Source organism: Prochlorococcus sp. MIT 1306 (genome assembly GCF_047304515.1).
Taxonomy (GTDB): Bacteria; Cyanobacteriota; Cyanobacteriia; order PCC-6307; family Cyanobiaceae; genus Prochlorococcus; species Prochlorococcus marinus_D.
In genome coordinates, this window is sequence record NZ_CP138959.1 from 1,421,763 (window position 1) to 1,447,966 (window position 26,204).

General features: G+C 56.1%; 23 protein-coding genes, 3 tRNA genes, 1 other RNA gene and 1 pseudogene. 19 read left to right on the plus strand and 9 right to left on the minus strand.

The features are described from left to right. Positions 1 to 22 precede the first annotated feature (22 nt). The 4 genes from lpdA to SIB74_RS07250 form a co-directional block, all read right to left on the minus strand. Complete coding sequence (lpdA, locus tag SIB74_RS07235; RefSeq protein ID WP_063395509.1) at positions 23 to 1,492, minus strand: dihydrolipoyl dehydrogenase; 1,470 nt, start codon at positions 1,490 to 1,492, stop codon at positions 23 to 25. A 5-nt stretch (positions 1,493 to 1,497) separates the two neighbouring features. Beyond that, on the minus strand, positions 1,498 to 2,325 hold the full coding sequence (locus tag SIB74_RS07240; protein WP_063395510.1) for a TrmH family RNA methyltransferase: 828 nt from the start codon (positions 2,323 to 2,325) through the stop codon (positions 1,498 to 1,500). A gap of 31 nt (positions 2,326 to 2,356) precedes the next feature. Then, on the minus strand, positions 2,357 to 2,605 hold the full coding sequence (locus tag SIB74_RS07245) for a hypothetical protein (protein WP_063395511.1): 249 nt from the start codon (positions 2,603 to 2,605) through the stop codon (positions 2,357 to 2,359). 36 nt (positions 2,606 to 2,641) lie between these two features. Continuing rightward, positions 2,642 to 2,725 (minus strand) — tRNA-Leu (locus tag SIB74_RS07250). Between the two features lie 158 nt (positions 2,726 to 2,883). Here SIB74_RS07250 and murA point away from each other — a divergent pair. From murA to SIB74_RS07275, 5 genes are all read left to right on the plus strand, one after another. Further along, a complete protein-coding gene (gene murA, locus SIB74_RS07255) occupies positions 2,884 to 4,188 on the plus strand; it encodes a UDP-N-acetylglucosamine 1-carboxyvinyltransferase (RefSeq protein WP_063395512.1) in 1,305 nt (434 codons plus the stop codon). 23 nt (positions 4,189 to 4,211) lie between these two features. Continuing rightward, a tRNA-Leu gene (locus SIB74_RS07260) sits at positions 4,212 to 4,293 on the plus strand. Positions 4,294 to 4,301: 8 nt separating this feature from the next. Further along, positions 4,302 to 5,483: an aspartate aminotransferase family protein gene (locus SIB74_RS07265; protein WP_063395640.1), complete on the plus strand. Its 1,182-nt coding sequence runs from the start codon at positions 4,302 to 4,304 to the stop codon at positions 5,481 to 5,483. Further along, positions 5,484 to 6,725 carry a bifunctional folylpolyglutamate synthase/dihydrofolate synthase gene (locus SIB74_RS07270; protein ID WP_063395513.1) on the plus strand — a complete coding sequence of 414 codons (1,242 nt, stop codon included), beginning with the start codon at positions 5,484 to 5,486 and terminating at the stop codon, positions 6,723 to 6,725. Positions 6,726 to 6,745: 20 nt separating this feature from the next. After that, positions 6,746 to 7,285: a pentapeptide repeat-containing protein gene (locus SIB74_RS07275; protein WP_011826609.1), complete on the plus strand. Its 540-nt coding sequence runs from the start codon at positions 6,746 to 6,748 to the stop codon at positions 7,283 to 7,285. A gap of 11 nt (positions 7,286 to 7,296) precedes the next feature. Here the strand turns inward: SIB74_RS07275 and SIB74_RS07280 are convergent, their stop codons facing one another. From SIB74_RS07280 to SIB74_RS07290, 3 genes are all read right to left on the minus strand, one after another. Further along, positions 7,297 to 8,637 (minus strand): FAD-binding oxidoreductase, encoded by a 1,341-nt coding sequence (locus SIB74_RS07280; RefSeq protein WP_063395641.1) that lies wholly within the window; start codon positions 8,635 to 8,637, stop codon positions 7,297 to 7,299. A 494-nt stretch (positions 8,638 to 9,131) separates the two neighbouring features. Next, entirely contained in the window at positions 9,132 to 10,385 is a 1,254-nt protein-coding gene (locus SIB74_RS07285) for an amidohydrolase family protein (RefSeq protein ID WP_063395514.1), read from the minus strand. After that, positions 10,382 to 10,711 carry a DUF4359 domain-containing protein gene (locus SIB74_RS07290; protein WP_413681616.1) on the minus strand — a complete coding sequence of 110 codons (330 nt, stop codon included), beginning with the start codon at positions 10,709 to 10,711 and terminating at the stop codon, positions 10,382 to 10,384. Before SIB74_RS07290 ends, SIB74_RS07285 begins: the two co-directional genes overlap by 4 nt. 144 nt (positions 10,712 to 10,855) lie before the next feature. Here SIB74_RS07290 and SIB74_RS07295 point away from each other — a divergent pair. The 6 genes from SIB74_RS07295 (at position 10,856) to ftsZ (ending at position 16,339) form a co-directional block, all read left to right on the plus strand. Continuing rightward, positions 10,856 to 10,928 (plus strand) — tRNA-His (locus SIB74_RS07295). A 303-nt stretch (positions 10,929 to 11,231) separates the two neighbouring features. Then, complete coding sequence (gene miaB, locus SIB74_RS07300) at positions 11,232 to 12,674, plus strand: tRNA (N6-isopentenyl adenosine(37)-C2)-methylthiotransferase MiaB (RefSeq protein ID WP_063395642.1); 1,443 nt, start codon at positions 11,232 to 11,234, stop codon at positions 12,672 to 12,674. 40 nt (positions 12,675 to 12,714) lie between these two features. After that, entirely contained in the window at positions 12,715 to 13,776 is a 1,062-nt protein-coding gene (locus SIB74_RS07305) for a D-alanine--D-alanine ligase family protein (protein WP_063395516.1), read from the plus strand. A 48-nt stretch (positions 13,777 to 13,824) separates the two neighbouring features. Further along, positions 13,825 to 14,235, plus strand: coding sequence for a hypothetical protein (locus tag SIB74_RS07310; protein ID WP_063395643.1), 411 nt, complete (start codon positions 13,825 to 13,827; stop codon positions 14,233 to 14,235). After that, a complete protein-coding gene (locus tag SIB74_RS07315; RefSeq protein WP_063395517.1) occupies positions 14,232 to 15,041 on the plus strand; it encodes a cell division protein FtsQ/DivIB in 810 nt (269 codons plus the stop codon). The genes SIB74_RS07310 and SIB74_RS07315 overlap by 4 nt, the downstream gene beginning before the upstream one ends. Positions 15,042 to 15,229: 188 nt before the next feature. Beyond that, a complete protein-coding gene (ftsZ, locus tag SIB74_RS07320) occupies positions 15,230 to 16,339 on the plus strand; it encodes a cell division protein FtsZ (protein ID WP_231906023.1) in 1,110 nt (369 codons plus the stop codon). A gap of 14 nt (positions 16,340 to 16,353) precedes the next feature. Here the strand turns inward: ftsZ and ffs are convergent. Further along, an RNA gene (gene ffs / locus SIB74_RS07325) (signal recognition particle sRNA small type) lies at positions 16,354 to 16,450 on the minus strand. A gap of 43 nt (positions 16,451 to 16,493) precedes the next feature. Here ffs and panB point away from each other — a divergent pair. Continuing rightward, on the plus strand, positions 16,494 to 17,312 hold the full coding sequence (panB, locus tag SIB74_RS07330) for a 3-methyl-2-oxobutanoate hydroxymethyltransferase (RefSeq protein ID WP_074159119.1): 819 nt from the start codon (positions 16,494 to 16,496) through the stop codon (positions 17,310 to 17,312). 73 nt (positions 17,313 to 17,385) lie between these two features. On the opposite strand, the pseudogene hemW reads toward panB, so the two are convergent. Beyond that, positions 17,386 to 18,498 (minus strand): annotated as a pseudogene (gene hemW, locus SIB74_RS07335) (radical SAM family heme chaperone HemW); the annotation flags it as partial. Positions 18,499 to 18,547: 49 nt separating this feature from the next. Here hemW and SIB74_RS07340 point away from each other — a divergent pair. From SIB74_RS07340 to SIB74_RS07370, 7 genes are all read left to right on the plus strand, one after another. After that, complete coding sequence (locus tag SIB74_RS07340; RefSeq protein WP_063395520.1) at positions 18,548 to 19,717, plus strand: PIN/TRAM domain-containing protein; 1,170 nt, start codon at positions 18,548 to 18,550, stop codon at positions 19,715 to 19,717. Positions 19,718 to 19,747: 30 nt separating this feature from the next. Further along, entirely contained in the window at positions 19,748 to 20,419 is a 672-nt protein-coding gene (locus SIB74_RS07345) for an ATP-dependent Clp protease proteolytic subunit (protein WP_063395644.1), read from the plus strand. A gap of 91 nt (positions 20,420 to 20,510) precedes the next feature. Next, entirely contained in the window at positions 20,511 to 21,113 is a 603-nt protein-coding gene (locus SIB74_RS07350) for an ATP-dependent Clp protease proteolytic subunit (protein ID WP_011826624.1), read from the plus strand. 48 nt (positions 21,114 to 21,161) lie between these two features. Then, positions 21,162 to 23,903 carry a DUF1254 domain-containing protein gene (locus SIB74_RS07355; protein ID WP_063395521.1) on the plus strand — a complete coding sequence of 914 codons (2,742 nt, stop codon included), beginning with the start codon at positions 21,162 to 21,164 and terminating at the stop codon, positions 23,901 to 23,903. A gap of 98 nt (positions 23,904 to 24,001) precedes the next feature. Then, entirely contained in the window at positions 24,002 to 24,997 is a 996-nt protein-coding gene (gene ilvC, locus SIB74_RS07360; protein WP_063395522.1) for a ketol-acid reductoisomerase, read from the plus strand. 14 nt (positions 24,998 to 25,011) lie between these two features. Further along, on the plus strand, positions 25,012 to 25,992 hold the full coding sequence (gene cbiB / locus SIB74_RS07365; RefSeq protein WP_063395523.1) for an adenosylcobinamide-phosphate synthase CbiB: 981 nt from the start codon (positions 25,012 to 25,014) through the stop codon (positions 25,990 to 25,992). Between the two features lie 8 nt (positions 25,993 to 26,000). After that, a complete protein-coding gene (locus SIB74_RS07370; RefSeq protein ID WP_063395524.1) occupies positions 26,001 to 26,198 on the plus strand; it encodes a hypothetical protein in 198 nt (65 codons plus the stop codon). Positions 26,199 to 26,204 lie beyond the last annotated feature (6 nt).

Genomic DNA, 26,204 nt, shown 5'->3' on the forward strand with positions numbered 1-26,204 from the left:
GACCTGCTTGAAGAACAGCGGCCTAGGAAGCACTGGCCGATGCAACAACCGCCTTGGCCAGCTGTTTGGCCGCCTGTTTATAGGCCACTTCCACCACTTCACTCAGGGTGGGATGGGTATGCACTTCAGTGGCCAATTGAGCCACGCTCTGACGACGTGCCACCGCATTGGCCACCTCCTGAATCAAATCGGCGGCGTGCAATCCATAGATATGAGCACCAAGAACTTCACCGCTGTCCTTGCGGAACAACAACTTCATCAATCCATCACTCTCCAGCTCTGCTAGTGCTTTGGAATTGGCCTTGAAGTAGCTGCGCACACTCCCCAACTCAAACCCATCCTTGGCAGCAAGCTCTTTGGCATCGGCTTCACTCAACCCCACGGAGCTGATCTCCGGATGAGTGAAGGTCGCCGCTGGAATGCTGCGGTAATCAATCGTGCGGGAGTGCCCCTGAATGTTGTCGACAGCAAGCGTGCCCTGTGCTGCGGCTGTATGGGCCAACATCAGCTTGCCAGTGACATCCCCCACGGCCCAAAGATGAGGTAGCGGCTTTCCGTTGACCAAGACCCTCATGCTGTCGTCGATCGGCACAAAGCCGCGATTGGTCTCCACCCCAACCGACTCAAGATTGAGCCCCTTGCTACTTGGCACCCGACCAGTAGCGACGAGCACCGCATCCACCTCCAAACTGTCCACCAGCTCACGGCTTTTCATCTCCGCCAGTTCGATCCTTACCGGGCAGCCAGGGATCACCTTGCTAGCCAGCACACCAGCACGTGCATCGATGTCACGTCCTTCAATCAAATGCCGAGCTGCCATCTTGGTGATGTCGGGATCAAAGGTTGGCATGACACGATCCAACGCCTCAATCATCGTGACTTCACAGCCGAGAGCCGTATAAACATCGGCAAATTCAAGGCCGATATAACCACTGCCGATAATTGCAATCCAACGCGGCAGCCATTCCAAGTTCACGGCTTCATCACTGGTAAAAACCGTGCGTCCATCCGTTTCAATCCCAGGGGGCACGAATGGATCAGAGCCTGTGGCAAGGATCACATCCCTGGCAGTGAGCAGCCGATCCACTCCACTTTTCTCTCTTAAGCCAATTCGCTGGCTCCCCTCCAATCGTCCATGGCCACGCAGGATCGTGACACCAGCCCGCTGCAGCGTTTTGGTGAGGTTGGTACGAATCGTGGCCACCAACTGGTTGGCATGGTCAGCAATCTTCTGGCGTTCAAAACGCACCGGTGCAGCATGGATGCCGAAACCAGATAGATGTTCAGCATCAGCCAGCTCACGCACCCTTCCACTGGCAGCAAGCAATGCCTTAGAGGGCACACAGCCTCGATTCACGCAAGTGCCGCCCATATCACCTGATTCCACAATCGCCACCTTGAGTCCATCATCAGCGGCATGCTTGGCGGCATCAAAACCGCCGTAACCCGCACCGATCACGATCACATCGAAGTCGAAACTGGCTTCGCTCACCCGAACTACTGCGTGGAGAAGGTCATTGTGGCTCGTCGCCGCTCAAACAGTAGTGGCACAGCCACCGCCGCCACGTTGAGCGACTCAACTGCTGCGCTATGCGGCAAGGTCACGCAATCAGTACAACACGCCTGCAGACGCGGATGCAGGCCGGATCCCTCATTGCCTAGCACCAACACAGTCGGTTTTCTCCAGTCCAGCTGCCAATAAGGCAAACAAGAATGGGCTGCAGAAGAGCCCGGCACCATGGTGGCCACGACCTGTAAACCGCGACTAGCAGCACATTCAAGCTGCTCAGCCAACTGCTCCACGGCCTCCTGCCCTGATGACCCGAAGCGCTGATAGGGCAACTGAAGGATGGCCCCCGCCGAAGCCCTCAGCACTTTTGGGCTAAGGGGATCCGCCCCGGACGCAAGCCAAATCGCCTCCACCTCTGCCGCCAAGGCTGTTCGCAGCAAGGTGCCAAGGTTGCCAGGATCCTGCAACCGATCCAAAGCCAACACAAACTTGGCTTGATTAACAGCCTGAGGAAGAGAGTCAAGGGGTACAAGGCTCGCGACACCATCTGGACTAACTGTCGTCAACGAAGCCTCCAAAACACTTGGGGTGACCTGATGAATCAAGGTTTCTGCAGGCAAAGCCTGCACAAGATCCCCATGACGCTCCAGCCAAAAATTTGTCGCCACAATCTCTTTAGGACGGTGTGTGGTTCGCAACACTTCCTGAAGCAGGTGGGTTCCCTCAAGCAGCAGCAAAGCCTGCTCTTGACGGCCTTCGCTGCTAGCGAGGAATTTCAATCTCCGCACCAGAGGATTGCGGCGACTTGAAATCAATAGCGAGGTATTAGCTCCGATCTACAGAACCTCAGAATGTTGCTTGCTGACGCACTTTCAAACCTTCATTCAGGACAAGCTGTTCGCCATCAATATCAAGCCCATTGACTGCTGCGATTTCACCCTTCAAGCCTTCAGCAGCAAGACTTTCAATCATCTTTTTGATGACTTGATCTTCCACAGTGGAACTGTCTAAATCATCAGGAGTTAGACGCTCAAGGAAGCGACCCACTTTTGAAGCCACCAACTCCGAAGCATTGGTAATCTTGAGCACAATCATGGATGCAGCTTGAGGTCGATTACTCATTCAAGATAATGCGGATGGGGAGACTTGAACTCCCACACTATTGCTAGTACTAGTACCTGAAACTAGCGCGTCTACCAATTCCGCCACATCCGCTGGTGTGCGTCGCGCAAGCGACATCATGACGATAAGACATCGACTGCCTGCCAGCTTTATATCAACCTGACAGTTTTGAACCAGTTTGAGGTCTGGACGTCTAGACTGTCTCAGGTGTAATTGTCAATATGTCTTCGTTCAAGAATAATTAACGGGACATGCCCGCAGCGTTATCCATATCTCAGGAGATTCTCAAGCCTCATCTGGAGATTCAAGGCGGACATACTCTTTCCAGAGAGCTGAAAGTCAGCGGAGCTAAGAATTCTGCTCTCGTTCTGATGACCTCAGCCCTTCTCAGCGAAGGCCCTCTTGAGCTGCACAATGTTCCCCAGCTCACTGATATCCAGGGGATGGCAGACATCCTTTCCTCCTTGGGGGTACGTGTAAAACGGAGTCAGGAGACCGTTTGGCTACAGGCTGATGACCTTCATCACGCCGAACCTCCCTACGATCTAGTCAATGGACTGAGAGCTAGCTTTTTCTGCATCGGCCCACTGCTAGGACGACTCGGTCACGCCAAAGTCCCCCTGCCGGGTGGTTGCCGCATCGGAGCCCGGCCTGTTGTTGAGCACATCAGAGGGCTTAAAGCTCTTGGTGCCATGGTGAAAGTTGAGCATGGCGTTGTCACAGCTTCAGTACCAGGAACGTCACGACGACTTAAAGGTGCTGCAATCGTGCTCGACTGCCCAAGTGTCGGTGCAACCGAGACCATTCTCATGGCATCTGTGTTGGCGGAAGGCACTAGCACCATCGAAAACGCTGCCCAGGAACCTGAGGTTCAAGACCTGGCCAAAATGCTCAATGCCATGGGTGCTCGTGTAAGCGGTGCTGGTGGTCCAATCATCACCATCGAAGGAGTTGAACGTTTACACGGCTGCAACTATTCGGTGATCCCTGATCGCATTGAAGCAGGGACCTTCCTGATAGCAGCGGCAATCACCCGCTCGATTGTTCGAGTGTCTCCAGTCATCCCTGAGCATCTCAATGCCGTGCTCCAGAAACTGAGAGATTGCGGCTGCACCCTTGAGATTGACAAGCAAGGAATCACGCTTATCCCGGGAGATCTTCATGGTGTTGACATCATCACCCAACCTTTCCCAGGCTTCCCAACGGACTTGCAGGCCCCCTTTATGGCCCTGTTAACCACAGCCAAAGGCACAAGCGTGGTGACAGAAAAGATCTACGAAAACCGCATGCAGCATGTCGCTGAGCTGCAACGAATGGGCGCTTCGATTCGTCTTCAAGGAAACACAGCTGTGGTCGAAGGCATTCCCCAGCTCAGTGCTGCACCAGTCAGTGGTAACGACTTAAGAGCCGCAGCGGCGCTCGTTTTAGCAGGTCTTGCCGCACGCGGCATCAGTCAAGTTGATGGCCTCAACCACCTCGATCGCGGTTATGACGGGATTGAAACCAAATTGAATGCATCTGGAGCCCATATCCTTCGGCATCAGCCCTCAGGATGACCCTGGCATAACATCACCTCCAAGGGAGCGTGGCGGAATTGGTAGACGCACTGGATTCAAAATCCAGCGCCTTCGGGCATGTGGGTTCAAGTCCCACCGCTCCCACTGCTGTGATGGGCACCTACAAACGTTTTCCCGTCACTCTGTTACGCGGGAAAGGATGCTGGGTATGGGATGACCATGGTCATCAATACCTTGACGCTGTTGCCGGTATCGCGACCTGCGCACTCGGTCACAGTGACCGGGCCCTGCGTCGCTCTCTTGGCCAGCAGCTGAAACAACTTCAGCATGTTTCCAATCTGTATCGGATTCCTGAACAAGAGGCTCTTGCCCATTGGTTAGTAGAAAACAGCTGCGCAGACAGCGTGTTCTTCTGCAATTCCGGTGCAGAAGCCAACGAAGCCGCCATCAAGCTGGCTCGCAAACACGGTCATCGCCGTCGCGGCATTGATCGGCCAATCATTCTCACCGCCAATTCCAGTTTCCACGGCCGCACACTTGCCGCCATAAGTGCCACAGGTCAGCCCAACTACCACAAAGGTTTCGAACCCATGGTTGAGGGCTTTGAATTTTTCCCGTTCAATGACCTCCAAGCCTTTGAGCAGCAGCTAAATCGCCTCGAAGCTCAGGGGCCCTCCGTTGCCGCCGTGCTAATCGAACCACTGCAAGGTGAGGGTGGCGTCAATCCAGGCGAAGCAAGCTTCTTCCGGCGCCTTAGAGAACTCTGTAGCCAGCATCAGATCCTGCTGATCTTTGATGAAGTTCAGGTCGGGATGGGCCGTTGCGGTCACTGGTGGGGGTATCAGCAGCTTGAGGTCGAACCAGATGCCTTCAGCTTGGCCAAAGGACTCGGGGGAGGCCATGCCATCGGAGCGTTGCTTGTCAAACAGCATGCTGATCTTTTCGAACCAGGTGACCACGCCAGTACTTTTGGCGGCAATCCCTTTGCCTGCAAGGCAGCTCTCACAGTTGCCAAGGAGATAGAACGACGGGGTTTGATCGCAAAGGTCCAGCAACGAGGTGCTCAGCTTCGCGAAGGCCTCACTGACCTGGTGCAACGTTTCCCGAGGCAACTCAAAGGGGTAAGAGGCTGGGGGCTACTGCAGGGATTGGTGCTCCAAGACGAAAGCACATTCACAGCACCAAATGTCGCCCAAGCCGCCCTTGAAGAGAAGCTACTGGTGATAGCAGCAGGCCCAAAGGTTGTGCGGATGGTGCCGCCGCTGATCATCAAACCAAGCGAAATCCGCCAACTGCTCCAACGTCTGGAGGCCACCCTGGCGCACTTCCGCTAAGTGGCCAAACCCACAAGTCCAAGCAAGGAAGATTTAAGCGATCTGATTCCTCGTTTTGATCAGCGGGGGATGGATCTTGGCCTTGAGCGCATGCAACAAGCACTGCAGGCCATGGGAAACCCCTGTGCCTCTATTCCAGCCATTCAGGTCGTAGGGACCAATGGCAAAGGGTCTATCGCCAGCTTCATTGCCAGCAGCCTTAAGGCTGCTGGCATTCGCGTGGGGCTGACCACCTCTCCTCACCTCGTGAGCTGGTGTGAACGGATCAGCAGCGATGGTGAGCTGATCTCAATCGTTGAGCTACGCCAACGACTCACCGCCCTTCAACCCCTTGCCCAAACCCACCGACTCACCCCCTTCGAGCTGTTGATGGCCACGGCTTTTGACTACTTCAGATCCCGCGAGGTAGAGCTGCTTGTGCTTGAGGTGGGCCTCGGAGGACGCCTCGATGCCACCACAGCTCATCCATACAGACCAATCATTGCCATGGCCAACATCGGCCTCGACCACTGCGAACACCTTGGTTACAGCCTTAAAGAGATAACAGCAGAAAAAAGCGCCGTCATCAGTCCTGGGGCTGCTGTCATCAGTGCTCGTCAACAAGCTGAAGTGGCGAGCATTCTTGAAGACAAGGCAAAACATCAACAGGCCCGCTTGCAATGGGTTTCACCCCTCCCAGATGACTGGACCTTGGGCTTGCCAGGAGTCCTGCAACGGCAGAACGCGGCGGTAGCCAAGGGTGCTCTTGAATCCCTGGCCCCACTTGGCTGGCGGCTTAATGAAGACGTCATTCGCACAGGTCTGGCCCACGCCTACTGGCCTGCACGACTACAAAACATCCGTTGGCAAAGCCAGCCCGTGCTGATTGATGGTGCCCATAACCCACCAGCAGCCGAACGGTTGGCCCACGAGCGGCAGCAGTGGAGCAATCAAGAATTTGGGGTTTGCTGGGTGCTTGGTCTACAGGCCCACAAGCAAGCACCAGCCATGCTTCGCCATTTACTCAAGCCAAGCGATCTGGCTTGGATCGTGCCGGTGCCGGAACACTGCAGCTGGACGCAGCACCAACTCGCAGCACACTGCCCGGACCTATCAAGCCAACTCCAATCTGCTGACAATGTTGAACAGGTCTTCTCCATCCTGCTCAAACAGAATCGATGGCCAAATCCTCCTCCAGTTGTAGCTGGTTCCCTCTATTTATTAGGTGATCTTCTCGCAAAGCAAACCATCAAGGCAGAGTGAGAGGTGCTGCCGTAAAGCCGATGCCGAGCTCGTTGTCGCAACGTCAAAGCCTGATGACGTTTCTGGGCTGGATGCTATGCCTGCTGATCGCTATCCCTGCGCAGGCTCTCGACACCAGTTCAGGGGTTGGGCTACAGGATCAAGCTCTATTCCAAGAACGACTGGACTACACCCTCACCAACCAAAACGGGAAAGACTTCCACGCACAAGACCTCTCCAACACATCCTTCGCTGGTGCCGTTGCAAGAGCTGCCGACTTCAGCAACAGCAATCTGCGTGGCGCGATCCTCACCCAAGGAACCTTTACCCAATCAAACTTCAGCGGCGCTGACCTCTCTGATGCACTGATGGATCGTGTCGACTTCGTCGATACGGATCTGCGCAATAGTGTCCTCAAAGGGGTGATTGCCTCAGGCAGCAGCTTCGCAGGAGCGCAGATTGATGGTGCCGACTTCAGCGATGCGCTACTCGATCTTGATGACCAGCGCCGCCTTTGCCTTGATGCCGACGGCATCAACCAAATCACCGGCATCGCAACCTTCGAGAGTTTGAATTGCTGAACGAATGGCTGCTACAAGCAGCCCCTCAACTTGCCTGGATTGAGAAGACCCTTGGGGTCATAACGACGCTTAGCCGCCACCTGATCGGCATCAACAACCCCAAGCCCGCCATCCTCAACAGTGATCACATGCGGGTTGAACACAACAGCCCCAAGCTGCCGACAATCGTTCATCAGCTGCTCCAACGACTGCCGACCACGCCAGCGGACGATGGGTAACGCAGCCAGGCGTTGAACACCCTGCTGGCGCACCGCCTCCAGATGCCAAAGAAGATCATCGCCCCATTGCTGCTTGAGAACCTGCATCGCAGCCAACTCAGGCTGTGGCAAAAGCATCTGCAAGTAGGTCCAGTCGGGATCTACAGCACGCATGTGCATCGTGGTGTGGTTCCAGGTGAGCTCACGCAACCCTGTGCCACCCCGATCAGTCTCTGGGCCCCATACCTTGCAATGAGCTCCTGCCGCTGCTGCCAGACGCTTCAGGGTGCTAACACCATCGGGAGCCACGAGTAGCAGCAGGCGATGCTGACCATTAGAAGCACCACACCAGTGAGGCAGCTGATCGACGATTGGTCGCTCATGCAAGCTACAAAGATGCAGATCAACCGCTGCACGAGTACAGCGGAGCGCAAGGGCCACGGCCTCTGACCAATCATCACAATCGATCATCACTTCCTGCCAGGGCACAGCCGGAGCGGTTGCCAAGCTCAAGGCCGTGATGATGCCATTGCTGCCGTAAGCATGATTGAGGGCCTCCGATCCAGCCGCATCCAACTGCAACTGTTGGGGCGAATCCTCAGCGGTCACGACCTCCAAAGCCAACAGATGGCCTGGATCCCGCAAGAAACCCCAGCGCACAGAACCAATCCCACCCGAGCCGCCAGCCACGAATCCACCCACCGAAGCACTTCGCCAGCTAGATGGCAGCAAACGCAGCTGCCGACCATGGCGAGAAAGATGTTGATCTAGATCGCGCAGCAAACAGCCCGACTCCACCGTCACTACTCCCGTGTCGGGATCGAGATGCCGAACCTTAGACAGTGCACCCATCAGCATGACCACCCCCCCCTGGAGAGGAACGCACTGGCCGTAGTTCCCTGTTCCTGAACCTCGCAGGGTTAACGGGATGCCATTCCTCGTGCAAGCACCAGCCACAACCGCCACCGCCGCCACCGTATGGGGGCGGACAACAACATCGGCGCAACAGCCCTCCAGCTGCTCTCGCAATACAGGAGAGAAGTCATAGGCATCCCTTGAAAAGCGCTTCAACTCAACCGGCGCATCAATGAGCTCCAAATCAGCAACGGCCGTCAGCTCGGCACAACAATCGGCAAGGAGTCTGGTGCTGGTCATCGGCCAAACCGCTAAGACAAATTGATAGCGGCAATCCATCGACAGAGCAAACGTTAAGCAGCCAAGCAAGCCTCCAAAGCGGCTAAATCTCTAGACCTAGCAGCTAATTCAACTTTAAAAATATAAGAAAACTAGCCCCTACCCAGATCTCCAAAGCCACTATTAGTGACTAGATCTAAATAATATCTCTACCCGTAGAATCATAGTTGCATCTGCAAGTTCCATAATCAATACCAGTTTCTCCGTTAAAGCCCATCAGCCTTAATAGGCTCACAATTTTAGGGCTAAATCTTCTCTTTCAGAAGGCTTAATGCCTTGAATTCCGTCATTGCTACGAAGCCATGCTCCCTTCAGCATTACAAATAAATATCGCCTAATTAATTCTTCAATCGCTCAAGCCAAGGATCAAAAAAACAATAATGTGAATCCCAACTCAAAAGACTTCAACATTCAAACAATAAAATACCTACTCTTTCTTGATTGAGGAAAGACGCTTATTGGTCTAGGTCTTGCAGCCAGTTTCCATCAACAATCACCTCCCGGCGGGGTGGAGTAGCTAGGGCCTCAGCCCAGCTGCCAGCCTCCAAAAGGAGCAGGTTAGCTGGGCTGCCTGGCTGCAATGTTCCGTCCCACGACAGGTTCATCACCCTGGCCGCAGCTGTGGTGAAAGGAGCAAGCCCTAAGCGCTGCCAAGGTGCCAGATGAGCCAAAGGCAACGCAAAAGCCATCAATGCCAAAGGGTCAAAGTTGCCAGCCGGGAACCAGGGGTCTTGAACGTTGTCGCCTCCCACAGCCACAGTTACACCTGCCAGCTGGAGTTGATGGATGGGTGCCAGAGGTCGCTCCACAGGAGTGCGACGAGGTTGCTTCGACAACAACCAGCCATTGGTCAGCGGCAGAGACACCACATTGAGTCGATGATGCGCCATCCGATCAGCCAAACGTCGCACTGCTCCCGGCGGCAGCAACCCCATGCTGCTGGCATGACTACAAGTGATCGGCACTGTGATTGACATGCGATCAAGCACCAGCAGCAGTTGCTTTAAGCCAGCCGCAGGGTGGCTTTGCGACTCATCAATGTGAAGGTCAATGCCACAGCCCAAGCGATCGGCAAGTTGCAGCATCTGCCGCAATGAATCTCGCGTCTTCCCCGGATCAAAAGGGGGCAAAACCACACCACCCAGCAGACCTCCTACCTCTGCAACCCGACCCGCTAGCTGATCGCCTTCGCGGGTGCTCCAGTGCTCAATCGGCACCAGAGCAACCCATTGCAACTCCATCCACTCTTGCCACTGACGCTGTAGATCCAGCAAAGCCTCCCAGCTGCTATCGGTAGCTGGACCAAGGCTGTCGACATGACTGCGCATGGCTCTCAAGCCATACCTCAAGGCAAGCTTGAGAGATCTCTCAGCACGCTGCCTCACCCCAATCAACGTGCGGCTTTGACGCTCCTTAAAATTCGCAACCATGGCACCGCCATAGGTGCCCTGCAGGTTGGGAAACTCAAGCCAGGCGAATGCCTTGTCGAGATGAGCATGGGGCTCTGCCAACCTCGGCAAGAGCAGCCGCTTCGGCGATAAAACATCAGCATCAATCAGCTCAAAAGAGCAGAGGCGCCCGTCCTGCCAACAAATGCGAAGAGGACATAGACCCTCGGCGGTGCCCCTTGCTGATAAGACATCCACTTCCCTTGTCAACAAACCCCGCGGCACCCAAGCCTCGAGGCATCCCTTGCGCTCCTGGCTCACTCCACATTGCCCGGATCCGTCCGAGTCTGAATGGTCAGGAAACGCCCAGCGCCCGCAATGGTTGTCACGGTATAGGAGGGCAGACGCATCTTCGGGAGCAAATTCCGACCATCCAACTTGGTCGTGTAAAGACTGCCCAAACCAAAATTGAGTCTTGTGGTGAACTCTCCTGCAACGGATGCCAGCACCGGCTGTTGCGCTGCGATCAGCTCTGGACAATTTCTAATCCAAAGCCTCAACACCATCGGCAGCCCCTTCTGCTCACATAACTCCTCAGTCGCAAGTTCCACCAACTGATCACCTGCATAATCTCTGTAATCCTCCATGGAAGGGTTGGTCCAAACCAACACCGCACCACAACCTGCAAGGACTAAAACACCAGCCAGCCATGGCCCGGATGGCCAGCAACGTTGATCAAATGGGTTCAGCAGGATGGCTTCAAGGCGAATTGGTAAATTCTTACCGACGCGGCGGGCGTCGCCAAGTGGTTAAGGCAGCGGCTTGTGGCGCCGCTATTCGGGGGTTCGAATCCCCTCGCTCGCCCTCAACTCTTCCCATGACTTCACAAGAGTCAAAGCCTCCACAACGAGCAAGCCCCAGCTGCAACGCCTAGAAGCTCTTCGAAGCCTGCTAAGCGGTGTGATGGCCGCCTTCAGGAAGCCAGCTGATCATCAAGGCCTCGGTGCAGCCAAATCAAGCTGCATACGGGTGGCAAACAGCATCTACCAGCAATGCTGAAGACACTCCAACGGCTGAGCAACTCAACTAAATAAATAGCGCTCACAGACCTCATCTCCAAATCAACACAATCCATCAGGGCTCGACACACTGAAGGAGTTGATGAGATTGTTTCGATCGTTCGCTTCGCCTCTTGCAGTGGTCGCCACCTCCGCCCTCGCAACTAATCCGGCAACAACCGCACAGCATCAAGGCAGTTTCTGGATTCAAACCTTCGGTTGCCAGATGAACAAAGCCGATTCAGAGCGCATGGCCGGAATTCTTGAGGCGATGGGATACCACGAGGCGCCAGCAGAACTAGAAGCAGATCTCGTGCTCTACAACACCTGCACAATTCGCGATAACGCCGAGCAGAAGGTTTACAGCTACTTAGGACGCCAGGCCCGCCGCAAACGAACACACCCCCATCTGAAGCTGGTCGTTGCTGGTTGCGTAGCGCAACAGGAAGGAGAAGCGCTACTGCGACGAATCCCTGAACTCGACCTTGTGATGGGGCCCCAACACGCCAACCGCCTTGAAGCCCTACTCACACAGGTGGACAATGGTCAGCAGGTTGTCGCCACAGATGACAACCACATTCTCGAGGACCTCACCACAGCTCGACGGGACAGCACAATCTGCGCCTGGGTCAATGTGATCTACGGCTGTAACGAGCGTTGTACCTATTGCGTGGTGCCCTCCGTTCGGGGGAAGGAGCAATCAAGATCGCCAGAGGCGATCCGACTAGAGATCGAGGGCCTGGCCGCCCGTGGATTTCGGGAGATCACACTGCTTGGCCAGAACATTGATGCTTATGGACGCGATCTGCCCGGGATCACCCCTGAAGGCCGCCGCCAAAACACACTCACCGATCTTCTCCATCACATTCATGACGTGGAAGGAATCGAGCGCATCCGCTTTGCGACAAGCCATCCGCGCTACTTCACGGAACGATTGATCGAAGCTTGCTTTGATCTACCCAAATTGTGCGAACACTTCCACATCCCCTTCCAAAGCGGTGATAACGATGTGCTTAAGGCCATGGCTAGGGGTTACACAGTGGAGCGTTATCGACGCATCGTGAACCGAATCCGGGAGCTTATGCCCGATGCCGCTATCAGTACTGATGTGATCGTGGCCTTCCCAGGCGAAACCGACGCCCAGTTCCAAAACACCTTGAACCTCGTCGAGGAAGTGGGTTTCGACCAGGTGAACACCGCGGCTTACTCCCCCCGTCCAAATACGCCTGCAGCCACCTGGAGCAACCAACTCCCCGAAGCGGTGAAAGTGGAGCGACTCAAACAACTCAATGCGCTGGTGGAAGGCGTAGCCCTGCAGCGCAATAGCCGCTACTCCGGCAAGGTAGAGCAGGTGCTAGCTGAAGGGATCAATCCAAAAAAACCACAACAGCTGATGGGACGCACCCGCACCAACCGGCTCACATTCTTTGCGGCCGAAGGACCCCAAGGTTGCCGCTATAGCCCAGGCGATCTCGTCGACGTTCAGATCAACAGCGTGCGTGCTTTCTCCCTGAGCGGAACCCCTTGTGATCAAACCAGAAGTCGGCACTGATACCTTTGGTCGCTAACCCCCACGGCCTTGCAGCATCTCCATGCCTTCCTCCCGCACCTGTGTAGGCGTGGTGTTCGGCGGCGCGTCCGAGGAACATGCCGTTTCAATCCGATCAGCTATCACCGTGGTCGGTGCCCTACGCAGCGGAGTGAACAACAATCGCTTCGAGGTCATTGCGATTTACATCGACCAACAAGGCCGCTGGTGGCCAGCTGGCGTTTCCGAAGCAGTGCTGAAGCAAGGACAACCCGCCAAACCGGAACAACTGTCGACACCCCTTGCCCCGCAGGGCTTTACCAAACTGCCTGAAGGGAGCGAAAGGGTACAGGTCTGGTATCCAGTTCTGCATGGTCCCAATGGCGAAGACGGCACCGTGCAAGGCCTGTTCACCCTGATGGGACAACCTTTTGTGGGTTCAGGCGTACTCGGCTCTGCCCTCAGCATGGACAAGTTGGCCATGAAAGCAGCCTTCGCTGCAGCAGGGTTACCCCAGGTGCCTTACGTCGCCGTTGATGCCGCAGATCTCCTTGACACTGAATCGCGTCAAGGCGTCGCCAAACACTTGGAGGCCAAACTCAAATACCCATGTTTTGTCAAACCCGCCAACCTGGGTTCTTCTGTCGGTATCAGCAAAGCTCAAAACCGCAACGAGCTGCTTATCGGTCTCGATAAGGCTGCCAGCCTTGATCGGCGCATTGTGGTGGAGCAGGGAGTGAGCGCAAGAGAGCTTGAATGCGCTGTCCTAGGCAAGCGTGAGCTGCAAACCTCTGTCGTAGGGGAGATTTGCTTTGATGCGGACTGGTACGACTACGACACCAAATACAGCGAAAATTGCAGCCATACGCTCATTCCAGCGCCTCTACCAGAGGGAGTGGAAGCACAAATCCGCACACTGGCGTTACAAGCCTGTCGCTGCGTAGCCGCCCATGGCATGGCCAGGGTCGACTTTTTTTACAACGCTGCACGCAATGAAATTTGGCTCAATGAGATCAACACCCTGCCAGGCTTCACATCTCAGAGCATGTATCCAATGCTCTGGGAGGCTTCTGGTGTAACGCTCGAAGAGCTCGTGAGCCAACTTGTGATCACAGCGGGAGAATAAACAAGTTCCAACTTGATGGCATTCCGGACTTCCATCTTTGACCTGCCAATGATTCACGGTCTGCTCTGGTTCCCCCTGCTCCTGGTATTTGTGCTTCTCACTGCTCTCGGGTGGCTAGAGAGGCGGCGGCAAAACCTCTTCCGCGTCTGGGCTGAGGACTCTGAGCTATCTAAGCTTGACGGCTCAGGAGCTGCTCGACTGAGACAAGGCATGCTCAGCTGGAGCAGCTTTGAAGCAGGCCGTTTTCAAGAGCAGGGCAACTTTGAAGTCACCAAGTTGGAGATGCTGGAACTGATGGCCCTGACCTCAGGGGAAGCCCCTCTCACCCAAGAATCTCAGGGCCGTTGTCGACTTCGGCTGATCGGCAATGGCCAAGAAATGGATGTGCCCTTTGCCGATGCAGAACAGGCTCGCCGTTGGGTGGATCAGCTGATGGCCCGGGCACGCTGTGACCTGTGAGCTCATCCACCCCTGATCGACGGCCTGCAAACGGCCCAGGGGTAGAGAGGCGGCGCCGGTTGCGCCAACAACGCCGCCGAGAGCAACTGATCTACCTCTGGCGAATGTTGACATTCATCTCTATTACCGCAGGCCTGGGATGGGTACTACTCAGCCAAGGATGGAGCCTCAACAACGCCAAGCAAATCCATGTGCAAGGCAGCCGCAACATCCAAACAAACACCGTGATCAAGGCCGGTGAGCTCCACTTCCCCCAGCCACTTCTTGGTTTCAATCCCAAAGAACTAGAGCAGACCCTGCTGCGCAAACTGCCGCTCAACTCGGTCGTTGTGCAAAGGCGCCTACTCCCTCCAGGAATAGATGTGGCTGTTCAAGAACGAAAACCCGTTGCTTATGCACTAAGAAAACGCGCCTATGGCCAAGAGCAGGGCATGGTCGACAGCACTGCGATGTGGATTCCACTCAACGTGGCAAAACAAGGCGAGCGACCCTCTACAAACTTGACTGTGGAAGGCTGGACAGCCAGCAAACGGCAAGCCATTTCCCAGATACTTGAGCAACGAAATCAGCTTGGTAGCCCCCTAGAGCGAATCCTCGTAGCTCCTGATGGAGAGCTCAGCCTGCAAACCAAGACCCTTGGCCTGATCCAGCTAGGCAGCAATAGCACCCTGCTGAAGGAGCAACTAGAAACTGTGGCCCAATTGAGCAAAACCCTGCCGTCAAGTTTTCGCCATAAAACAGGCACAACCATCGACATGAGCGATCCCTCCAAACCGGAACTGCAGATGCCCCAACCTTCTAAGTGAGGTCAATCGTCCTGCAAGGCATGTCAAGCAAAAGCAATGCCAGATGACCTGAAATCGCCAACTGTCCGTTTCAGAGATGGCGCAAAAAATCAACTGTGTTGAAACTTTCAGCGAAAAGCTCCAACACGGACATAATGCATCAACACCTCAATGGTTCGACATCGACAATGGAGATGGCGATCAAAAACATGTCCGTGTCCACCTCAATGGAGACCGCAGGGATCCTTCCCAGCCAATCAGCTCGCATTGAAGTAATTGGCGTCGGCGGAGGCGGCAGCAATGCCGTCAACCGCATGATTCTCAGTGACCTCGATGGTGTGAACTATCGGGTCATGAATACAGACGCTCAGGCCCTGCTTCAGTCTGCAGCCAGTAACCGCGTGCAGCTGGGTCAGACCCTTACGCGGGGGTTAGGAGCTGGCGGTAATCCCAGCATCGGTCAGAAGGCGGCGGAGGAATCTCGAGCAGAACTGCAACAAGCTCTGCAAGGCGTCGATCTCGTCTTCATCGCCGTTGGCATGGGTGGCGGGACCGGCACTGGTGCCGCTCCAGTGGTTGCCGAAGTTGCCAAGGAAAGCGGCGCGCTCACTGTGGGCATCGTCACCAAACCCTTTAGCTTTGAGGGACGTCGTCGCATGCGACAGGCCGCTGAAGGCATTGGCCGCCTAGCCGATCATGTGGATACCTTGATTGTGATCCCCAACGACCGCATTAAAGACGTCATCTCCGAAGCTCCGCTTCAAGAAGCTTTCCGAAGTGCAGATGACATCCTGCGTATGGGTGTTAAAGGCATCAGCGACATCATCACCTGCCCTGGTCTTGTCAATGTGGACTTCGCCGACGTGCGTTCGGTGATGACCGAAGCCGGCACGGCCCTGCTGGGGATTGGTGAAGGTTCAGGACGTTCCAGGGCGATAGAAGCAGCCCAGGCAGCCATCAGTAGTCCGCTACTGGAGGCGGCCCGAATCGACGGAGCCAAAGGTTGTGTCATCAACATCAGCGGCGGTCGCGACATGACCCTTGAGGACATGACCTCCGCATCGGAAGTGATCTACGACGTGGTCGATCCAGAAGCCAACATCATTGTTGGAGCTGTGGTAGACGAGAAACTCGAAGGGGAAGTTCACGTCACCGTGATCGCCACAGGATTTGAAGGCAACCAGCCCTACCGGAGCGAACGCTCAATCAACAAGATTGCCTCTCAATCGATCTATAGCCAGCCTGAAGCAAACGAATCTGGTGCACGAATTCCCGAATTCCTGCGCAAGCGTCAACCTCGCAACGATAACGAGATCTAACCTTCGTCCATGTGGGTGACCCGGAGTCCACGCCTGTCACGAGCATCCCGTGTGGCTGCTACCTTCCGGTCCTGACCAGATTTAGGCGTCGCGGCCGCATGGGTCCGAGTCAACACGATGCTAGCAATGGACCCTCGAGGGCCTGGAAAAGCAGATGCGCCCCAGCGAATTAACTCAACTCAAGCAGGCCGGGCGAGCGATCAGCATCCTCACAGCCTGGGATGGTTTAAGCGCGGCCTTGGTTGAGGCCGCTGGAGCCGATGTGGTTCTAGTAGGAGACTCGCTAGCGATGGTGGCACTGTGCCATGCAACCACCCTGCCTGTGACAGTGGAGCAGATGCTCCACCACACCCAAGCGGTGGGTCGGGGTTTCACTCGCCCTCTGCCACAACAGCCCCTCGTCGTCTGCGACCTCCCATTCCTGAGCTACCAATGCGGAGAAGACAAGGCTGTAGCTGCAGCTGGAAGCCTGCTCAAGCACTCCTGTGCCGCCGCTGTGAAGCTAGAAGGAGCCGAGCCAGAGGTCCTAGCAGTCATTGAGCGTCTGGTGCGGATGGGGATCCCAGTCATGGGGCATTTGGGCCTCACTCCACAAGCAGTACATCGACTCGGCTACCGCCGTCAGGCGGAGGACCCTCGCAGCCAAGCGCAAATGCTGCAACAAGCAAAACAACTTGAGCAAGCGGGCTGTTTCGCCCTGGTGGTCGAACATGTGCCGAGTTCCATCGCTCGTTGCCTGAGTCAACAACTCACCATCCCCGTGATCGGTATCGGCGCTGGCGAAGATTGCGATGGACAGGTAAGGGTCACCGCTGACCTATTGGGACTGACTCCCAGCCAACCCCCCTTCAGTCCGCCATTGATCCAAGGTCGCCAGCTGTGCGTAGAAGCCCTTCAAGGTTGGGTGAAGCAATTGCATCAGCAGGCAGAGACTGCCACCACAACAACATCTCCACCAGAACCTGATTGCTGATGGCCATCCCCTCGGGATCACTGAGCTGCCAACGTCGTCCATGCAGCTCTAACCAGCCCCGATCCAACGCCGCCTGCCAGCGCACCTGCAACGACGGCAATAGAGCTTTGCACTGCTCATGAGTCCAGCCCCAAGCCCTACTGAGGGCCTCAAGATCAACTCCCTCACGGCAACGCAAACCCACCAACAACTGTTCATCCAGAGGTAAGGGTCTTGCCTGAGCCGCAACTAGAGAGGAATCCAGTCCTTCTGCCTCCTGAACCTCAATCCAGTTGCAGTAACCATCCCTTGTGCGCGGACGAGCCAGCCTCTGGCCCCAGGGCGCACTGGTCGCACCCTGACCAAACCCCCACCACCCTGCCCCACTCCAATACACGCGGTTGTGGCGTGAGGCGTGCCCTGGCAAGGCGTAATTGGAGATTTCATAACGGCCAAATCCTGCCTGACGAAGCAAGACACTGGTGGTCTGCATCTGCTCAGCGGCCAAATCATCATCGGGCAAATCCAACTCCCCCCGCCGCTGACGCCAAGCAAATACTGTGCCTGGTTCAACAGATAACTCGTAGATCGAAAGATGAGGTGAACCAGTATCAATGGCCTCAACAAGCTGTTGCTTCCATGCCACCAACTCCTGTCCAGGCAGGTTCTGGATGAGATCCAAACTCCAACTTTTCAGCTCTCCGCACTGATGAGCCTGATGCAACCATCCGCACGCCTCCAGTAAATGGTGGCGACGATGACGGCGCCCAAGCGTCTCGAGCACTGCATCATCGAAACTCTGCCCCCCCAAGCTCACCCTGTTGACACCAGCCGCTAGTACGGCCTCTAGGTAAGGCTGATCGAAACTAGCTGGATCCATTTCCAGTGTGATTTCTGCACCAAGCTGAACGCCAAACCGTTGCCGTAGCTGATCCAACAGGGCACCAATCTGAGCTGAGCTGAGCAGAGATGGTGTTCCGCCGCCGATGTAAACCGTGGCCAGCGTTGGCCCAGGCTTGACAAGCGCAATCTCCCGTTGCAATAGCTGCAGATAAGACTGAATCGAGGCGCTGCCAGAGCCCTTAGCCCCATTGGCATGATCGCCAAGAGGCACGACAGCGAAATCGCAATAAAAGCAACGCCGATGGCAGAAAGGAATGTGCAGATAGGCACTGCGAGGTGGCAACACAGCAGGACTGTCTCTCATCAATCAATCCGCAAAGGTGCGGACATCTGCCCGGGCCAAGCACCAGAGGATGGTGCATGCTGCCTGCATCCGGAGCGAGCAGACACGATCTGACCCCATGGTTGACCTGCTCATCCTGGTGCTGTTTCTGATCTCTGGCGCGGCCACTGGCTGGCTAGGAGTTGAGCTGTTGCCTGAACGGCTGCTGGAGCAAACGATCAACATCGATCGACTGAGGTTGGTCCTGAGTGGGTTGAGCGCCGGCTTTGGACTTTTGGCTGGATTCTTCTTCCAGCGACTGCGGCAAAGGCTGATGCAGCAGGTGCGCACCATGCCCACCGACCTCTTGGTCAGTCGAGCTGTAGGCCTCATTCTTGGCCTACTGGTTGCCAATTTGCTGCTGGCACCAATCCTGCTTTTGCCCCTCCCATTTGAGGTGGTGTTGGTGAAGCCTCTGGCCGCAGTACTGAGCAATGTCTTCTTTGGCGTCCTTGGATACAACCTGGCGGAGGTCCACGGCCGCACCCTGCTACGCCTGTTCAATCCCAACAGCACCGAGGCGTTACTAGTCGCCGATGGGGTTCTAACACCTGCCACTGCAAAGATTCTCGACACCAGCGTGATCATCGATGGCCGCATTCGTGGACTAATGGCATGCGGACTAGTGGAAGGTCAGGCAATCGTGGCCCAAACCGTGATTGATGAACTGCAACAGCTGGCCGATTCAAGCAATGCCGAAAAACGAGCCAAAGGTCGACGCGGTTTGAAGTTGCTCACTGAATTACGCGAAAGCTATGGCAGACGGCTGGTTTTAAACAGCACCCGATACGAGGGATCCGGCACTGACGAGCGACTGCTCAAACTCACCGCCGATACAGGCGGAATCTTGATCACTGCCGATTACAACCTCGCCCAAGTCGCCAAGGTCAAAGACCTCAAAGCAATCAACCTCAGCGAAATCGTGATCGCCCTGCGACCTGAAGTACAACCCGGCGACGAGCTGAAGCTCAAGATCGTCAAACAGGGCAAGGAAGACAACCAGGGGGTGGGCTATCTAGAAGACGGGACGATGGTAGTGGTGGAGGGCGGCAGAGAGGCCATTGGACAGCGGCTACCCGTTGTGATCACTGGAGCGCTGCAAACCCCTACCGGCAGGATGGTCTTTGGTCGGTTCGAGAAAAATCAGCCAACCCGCAAATCAAGTAAGACCAGCGAGCGCCCACCGGCTAACCCTCGCTAGTCTCCAAACTCCGCCAAAGATGTGCTGCAGATGACGGTGTCCGCTCCCTACTACGGCGAATCAAGCGTGATGCGTACACCGCCTCCGGATTTGCCATCGCTACTTCTCAAGGAACGCATTGTCTACCTAGGACTGCCCCTGTTCTCCGACGACGATGCCAAGCGGCAGCTGGGCATGGATGTGACCGAACTGATCATTGCCCAACTTCTCTATCTGGAGTTCGACAACCCAGAAAAGCCCATCTACTTCTATATCAACTCCACTGGTACCAGCTGGTATACGGGTGATGCCGTCGGCTTTGAAACCGAAGCTTTTGCGATCTGTGACACCCTGCGTTACGTCAAACCCCCTGTCCACACCATCTGCATCGGCCAAGCAATGGGCACGGCAGCGGTGATTCTCTCGGCAGGCACCAAAGGCCACAGGGCTGCCCTTCCCCACGCCTCAATCGTGCTGCACCAACCTCGCAGTGGGGCCCAAGGTCAAGCCACCGACATTCAGATCCGTGCCAAGGAAGTACTGCACAACAAGCAAGCCATGCTCAAAATTCTTGCCAGCAATACAGGCCGCAGCATTGAGCAGTTATCAAAGGATTCTGATCGGATGAGTTATCTCACCCCTGGAGACGCTGTCGAATACGGCATCATCGATCGGATTCTCAGCAGCCGTAAAGAGCTACCCAGTTCAGAGTCACTGAACTGATCGATCCACTGCAACCCTGGACTCAACCCTTCCAGGCTCTATCTCAGATCATTCCTAATCCAGTTCTGATTTCCTCCTTTCTTTTTTCACCATGCCGATCGGTACCCCAAGCGTTCCCTACCGTCTTCCCGGCAGCCAGATGGAGCGCTGGGTCGACATCTATACCCGCCTGGGGGTGGAAAGGATCCTGTTCCTTGGCCAGGAAGTCAGTGATGGTGTTGCCAACAGCTTGGTTGCCCAGATGCTCTACCTCGATTCTGAAGACAGCACAAAACCGATCTATCTGTACATCAACTCCCCAGGTGGATCAGTCACTGCTGGCCTGGCGATCTACGACACGATGAAATACGTCAAAAGTGATGTCGTAACAATCTGCGTTGGCTTGGCAGCTTCGATGGGCGCCTTCCTTCTCACTGCAGGAACCAAAGGGAAAAGACTCGCCCTGCCCCACAGCCGAATCATGATCCACCAACCTCTGGGTGGAACCAACCAACGACAAGCCAGCGACATCGAAATCGAAGCGCGTGAAATCCTGCGCATCAAAGACATGCTCAACCACTCCATGGCAGAGCTGACAGGTCAGACCTTTGAAAAAATCGAAAAAGACACCGACCGCGACTACTTCTTAAGTGCAGCCGAGGCCAAAGACTATGGCCTCATCGATCGTGTGATTGCCCACCCGAACGAAGCCTGAAAGTCCTGCCAACCGAAGCCAAAAACCAAGCCGCCATAACAATCAGGCATGCAGAACTTCACTGATTGGTTTAAGCCCTACCTGCTTTCGGATCAAAACGGACTGAACACGAGCGCGCTTCTCGATGAATTTTCCGACCTGGCCGGAAGCAGCCTCAAGGGACTTAGCCGCAATGAAGAGCGCATCGTCGATGCCTGCCTCCATGCCGTGCTCTGGGGATATCCCCTAGCCGAGACCTACCGCTACCGGCAGCTCGGCACCAAAGTGCAGGCTAAGGAGAACATGCTGTTCAAGCCCAGTTCCGTAGCGAGCTGGCTGAACAAGAATTCAGCCCCGGCCCCCAACGCCTCGGTGCTCTACGTCACAAGCTGGCTGAATCTCAACAAAGGGGATCGCATCCTCCAGACACCAGCCAACACCGACGAGAATTACTACATCTGGGCGATCCTCGATAGCTACATCAACACCGTCGGATCGATCGGCCCGCGGACCCAATCCAAGTCCAACGCGACTCAGGATTCCCCCAACTACTACCTGCTAGCCGGCCCCTCGAGCCCTTACTACAGCGGCAACGACTGGCTCACGACCCTGAGAACAATGCAGGGTAACCGCACTGTCAGGATCATCAGGGTCGACACGCCCTACGCCTGGGTTACCGCGAGATTCGGCAGCGACACCCTCAGTGAATCCGCACTAGCCAACACCCACGACTTCATCAACGGTGCTGAAGACATTGCCGGCAGCGGCTTTCAGATCACCTCCATCGACCACTTCCAGCGCACAGGCTCGGTGCCCTATCAAGAACCGATCAGCCAGAGCAGCACCAATCAAAAAGCTGAAAAAGCTCAAAAGAAGTGGGGATCGATTCCGAGCACCGCCAAGGGCTTCTTCGATCAACTGGGAACAGCCCTGCAAGACAGCCCTGTGCCGGCCCAGATCAAGCCTGGAACATTCACCAACATCCCGGACGAGGCCATCTGGCTGGGTAATCAGAACAAGGTGCAGAACGCACTGGGCGGCGACCACTATCTACCAACCAGCAGCTATCAACCGAGTTCCGCCCTTTCCAACAGCCAAACCAAAGCACTGAATAAGCGCTTCAGCACGATCGGCCTAAACCTGAGCAGGGGTTTCACCATGCCCAGCGACTGGAACAGCCGCGACCGAGAAATCTTCGAGGAGTCCTATCTATTTAGCAACAAGCTGCTGAGCAAGGCCACAACAACGATTGCCTCCGGTGCAAAAGCAACTAACTACTGGCACATCGGCAACTACAACATGGGCGTTTATCCCAACACCTGGCACAACTGGCTGGTGCGCTGTGGTGTGGCGATCGATGGCGGGGCCGCCAACATTCCCAATGACGGCGTCTATCCCACCACCCAGCGGGACCATAACGGCTACAAACTGAGCTCCCGCTACAACTACTCAATTACCCTGCCGCCCCTGAGCGAAGAACTAGGAGGCACCACCTACGGCCCAGCCAATGGGTTCTGGTCGTTCACGATCTATCAACCCAATGCTGGCAGCGCTTACCAGCCGTTCCTTGTCGAGAACGCCATCAACAACCTGGCCTACACCAGCATCGATGCCAGGGCGACGCTCACCGCCAATGGCTGGCTGCGCACCGCCAAGCCCGACAATTGGAACAACTCCACCGCAAAAGGCACAGCCCTACGCACCGGCGTCGACGGGAACATCGAGGGCCTTGACGCCGAAACCACCTACTACGTGCAGGCCACCCGCAGGGATCACAGCGATGAGAACAACCTGCTGATCAAACTTTCAGCCAGCTATGAGCCCTCCTACAACGTGGTCAAAGGAACCCCTGGCGTGCCTATCGGGGGCCAAGGTTCGCCTGGGCCAGCGATCGACCTTTCGGCTACAGCAGAAGGCAGCAGCCTGTCGTTCGGATGGATTCAACCGGTGGCACAGCTGGGATCCCCGCAACAGGACAGGCTGGAGGTTGATGAAGATGGCAAGATCGTGCTTGAGCTTCGCGCCGACCAGCCCAGCAGCGCGCGGACTAACTGGCTGCCGACCCCAAATAGCGGGTGGGGCCGCGCCGCCCACGACTTTCAAGTGATGGCACGCTACTACGAGCCCACGGCGGACAACCCCACAATCCTGGCGGCCGTGAAGCATCTCGGTCGCGACGATATCGACGGATCCATACCCTATATCCCACCTCCTGTGGAGCGCAAATCCCTGCGCCGACTCAGCATCTGGGAACAGTTGGATGACGCAGGACGAACCCTGCTCCAGCAGCGCACCGGCAACAACACGGTTGATCCTTTGAGCGGCACTGATCGCTTCGATGCAGACGCGGTGGGCGCCATACTCGATCTGCGCTGGGCGAATGGCGCCCTCGAAGGCAGCAACTGGGACATCCGCTACGACTACAGCCGCAATGCGGACTACATCAACGAACTGTTCTTCTACCGCGTCGACGATGTCACCGGCCTGGTGAATGATCTTCGCCCAGGTGATTCCGGCTACAAGGCCGCCGCCCTGGCCCGACGGGTGAATGCCGATCAGCCGATCAACAATGCAACGAACAACAGCACCTATTCAGGCACGCTGCGACTCGAGGGCGGGGCGATCTACATGCCGCTGGTGCTCACGGATGCCGGAGAACTACTCCTGCCCAATGCCCGCAGCACCGGGAACGTCTCGCTGTTCTCCCTCGTAGGAAGCGATGCCTTCGCCTTCGATGATCAGCTCAGCAGCGGCGATCAACACAACAATGACGGACTGTTCAGGGTGACAGGACTCACCCCAGTGGCCTGAGTCAGAGGCGGTCTGGAGGCATCCAGATGGACCGGAAACTTACGACCAAGGCCAATTACGTAAGGTGAAGAGATACCCAGATCAACGATCACGCCAGGATGGCTCAGCTTTTCTACGACTCCGATGCCGATCTCAGTCTGCTGAACGGAAAGACCGTGGCAATTGTCGGCTATGGCTCCCAGGGCCATGCCCATGCCCTCAACCTCAAGGACAGCGGCGTAGATGTGGTAGTGGGCCTATATGAAGGCAGCCGCTCCGCCGAGAAAGCCCGCACCGATGGGCTGGAAGTGCTCAGCGTCGCTGAGGCCGCCGCCAAAGCGGACTGGATCATGGTGCTGCTACCAGATGAATTCCAGAAAGACGTTTATGCCAAGGAGATTGCCCCTCATCTGAGCTCGGGCAAAGTATTGAGCTTCGCTCACGGCTTCAACATCCGCTTTGAGCTGATTCAGCCACCAGCTGATGTCGACGTGGTGATGATCGCTCCTAAGGGGCCCGGCCATACCGTGCGCTGGGAATATCAGAACGGGCAGGGCGTCCCAGCCCTATTCGCAATTGAACAGGATGCCTCCGGCCAAGCCCGTGCACTGGCCATGGCCTACGCCAAGGGCATCGGTGGCACCCGAGCGGGCATCCTCGAGACCAACTTCAAAGAAGAAACCGAAACCGACTTGTTCGGCGAACAAGCCGTACTCTGCGGCGGGCTCTCAGAGCTCGTCAAAGCAGGCTTTGAAACCCTTGTAGAAGCTGGCTACCAGCCTGAGCTGGCCTACTTCGAATGCCTTCACGAGGTGAAGTTGATCGTGGATCTGATGGTGAAAGGTGGCCTCACTGCCATGCGTGATTCGATCTCCAACACGGCCGAATACGGCGACTACGTGAGTGGGCCAAGACTGATCAACGCTGAAACCAAAGCTGAGATGAAGCGCATCCTGGCTGACATCCAAGACGGCACCTTCGCTAAAAACTTTGTCGCAGAATGCGAATCAGGCAAACCTGAGATGAAGAAGATTCGCGATCGCGATGCCGCCCATCCAATTGAGCAGGTCGGCAAAGGTCTCCGCGCCATGTTCAGCTGGCTGAAAACAGCCTGAACCTGGCGATTCTGATGATCATCACTGCAGCAGGTCTCGACCTGCTGATCGGTGATCCGCGCTGGTGTCCACATCCCGTTGAGTTGATGGGAGCTGTGATCAAACAGCTGCGCCATGTTGCTGAAGCGATCGCCGGGAATCGACCCGTGCTGCTGCGTGTTGGCGGCGTTCTGATCACCGCTGTGCTGATCAGCGGCAGCGGTGCACTGGGTTGGGCAATCGAACGCCTCGCCCTGCAGGAGGGCATCGCCCCAGCCTGGCTCGGAATCCCCCTGCTGGTGATCGCCCTGGCCAGTGCCCTCGCCGCCGGCAGCCTCCGCCACAGCATCTTGAAGGTGTTGAAGGCGCTACCCACAGACGCGGGAGGAGACCTGTCTATCGCCCGTTTGGAGCTGAGCTGGATCGTGGGACGCGATGTATCCCAGTTGAATAAGCAGGAGATTCTGCGGGCTACCGCTGAAAGCGCAGCCGAAAACGCCGTGGATGGCGTGTTTGCACCGCTGTTCTGGATGCTGATCGGTGCTGGCCTCTGGCATGTCTCCAATGCATGGCCAGGCCCTCTAGCTCTGGCCTGGAGCTTCAAGGCCTCCAGCACCCTTGATTCGATGCTGGGCTATCGGCAGGGAAAACTGCAATGGCTGGGCACTGCCGGAGCACGACTCGATGATCTACTCACCTGGCTCCCCTGCCGCCTGGTAATGCTCACCCTTCCTTTAATCAGCAAGCCTTGGCGCCAGCTGCCGGCTCTGGTGATGGCAGCGGAACAGGACGGAGCATTGGATCACTCCCCCAACGCCGGACGGTCCGAAGCGATCTATGCCCACTGTGCCGGGGTGCGAATGGGTGGACGCAACCGATACGGCAACCGATGGGTGGACAAACCCTTGCTGGCAATCGATCAACCGCCGGCAGACCAAAATGCTCTGCAGCGCATCCTGGCACTCACAAGTTGGCTTGAACTGGTCTGGATCATGATTGCGCTGGTTCTGCTCTAACCAAGCCAATGCGAATGATCACCATCACAGCCACAGCTCTGCTGCTGCTGTCGGTGCAGATCCCTGCTCAGGCAAAAACCACCAGAACCTTCAGCGGTTCCAATCCCGCCGAAGTGGAGAAGAACGCTCGTAAGGCTGGTTACAGCTATCCGGAAAGCGAGATGAAGTGTTCAGCTCGTTGCAACCAGCGCTGGTCACGAGACTGAACCCTT

Bases quoted from the DNA above. Each gene is read 5' to 3' on its own strand.
- SIB74_RS07245 (WP_063395511.1), bottom strand. From the start codon at position 2,605: ATGATTGTGCTCAAGATTACCAATGCTTCGGAGTTGGTGGCTTCAAAA.
- murA (WP_063395512.1), top strand. From the start codon at position 2,884: ATGCCCGCAGCGTTATCCATATCTCAGGAGATTCTCAAGCCTCATCTG.
- SIB74_RS07265 (WP_063395640.1), top strand. From the start codon at position 4,302: ATGGGCACCTACAAACGTTTTCCCGTCACTCTGTTACGCGGGAAAGGA.
- SIB74_RS07275 (WP_011826609.1), top strand. From the start codon at position 6,746: ATGCCGAGCTCGTTGTCGCAACGTCAAAGCCTGATGACGTTTCTGGGC.
- SIB74_RS07280 (WP_063395641.1), bottom strand. From the start codon at position 8,637: ATGACCAGCACCAGACTCCTTGCCGATTGTTGTGCCGAGCTGACGGCC.
- SIB74_RS07290 (WP_413681616.1), bottom strand. From the start codon at position 10,711: ATGGAGGATTACAGAGATTATGCAGGTGATCAGTTGGTGGAACTTGCG.
- SIB74_RS07305 (WP_063395516.1), top strand. From the start codon at position 12,715: ATGCCTTCCTCCCGCACCTGTGTAGGCGTGGTGTTCGGCGGCGCGTCC.
- SIB74_RS07310 (WP_063395643.1), top strand. From the start codon at position 13,825: ATGATTCACGGTCTGCTCTGGTTCCCCCTGCTCCTGGTATTTGTGCTT.
- ftsZ (WP_231906023.1), top strand. From the start codon at position 15,230: ATGTCCGTGTCCACCTCAATGGAGACCGCAGGGATCCTTCCCAGCCAA.
- panB (WP_074159119.1), top strand. From the start codon at position 16,494: ATGCGCCCCAGCGAATTAACTCAACTCAAGCAGGCCGGGCGAGCGATC.
- SIB74_RS07340 (WP_063395520.1), top strand. From the start codon at position 18,548: ATGGTGCATGCTGCCTGCATCCGGAGCGAGCAGACACGATCTGACCCC.
- SIB74_RS07345 (WP_063395644.1), top strand. From the start codon at position 19,748: ATGACGGTGTCCGCTCCCTACTACGGCGAATCAAGCGTGATGCGTACA.
- SIB74_RS07350 (WP_011826624.1), top strand. From the start codon at position 20,511: ATGCCGATCGGTACCCCAAGCGTTCCCTACCGTCTTCCCGGCAGCCAG.
- SIB74_RS07355 (WP_063395521.1), top strand. From the start codon at position 21,162: ATGCAGAACTTCACTGATTGGTTTAAGCCCTACCTGCTTTCGGATCAA.
- ilvC (WP_063395522.1), top strand. From the start codon at position 24,002: ATGGCTCAGCTTTTCTACGACTCCGATGCCGATCTCAGTCTGCTGAAC.
- cbiB (WP_063395523.1), top strand. From the start codon at position 25,012: ATGATCATCACTGCAGCAGGTCTCGACCTGCTGATCGGTGATCCGCGC.
- SIB74_RS07370 (WP_063395524.1), top strand. From the start codon at position 26,001: ATGCGAATGATCACCATCACAGCCACAGCTCTGCTGCTGCTGTCGGTG.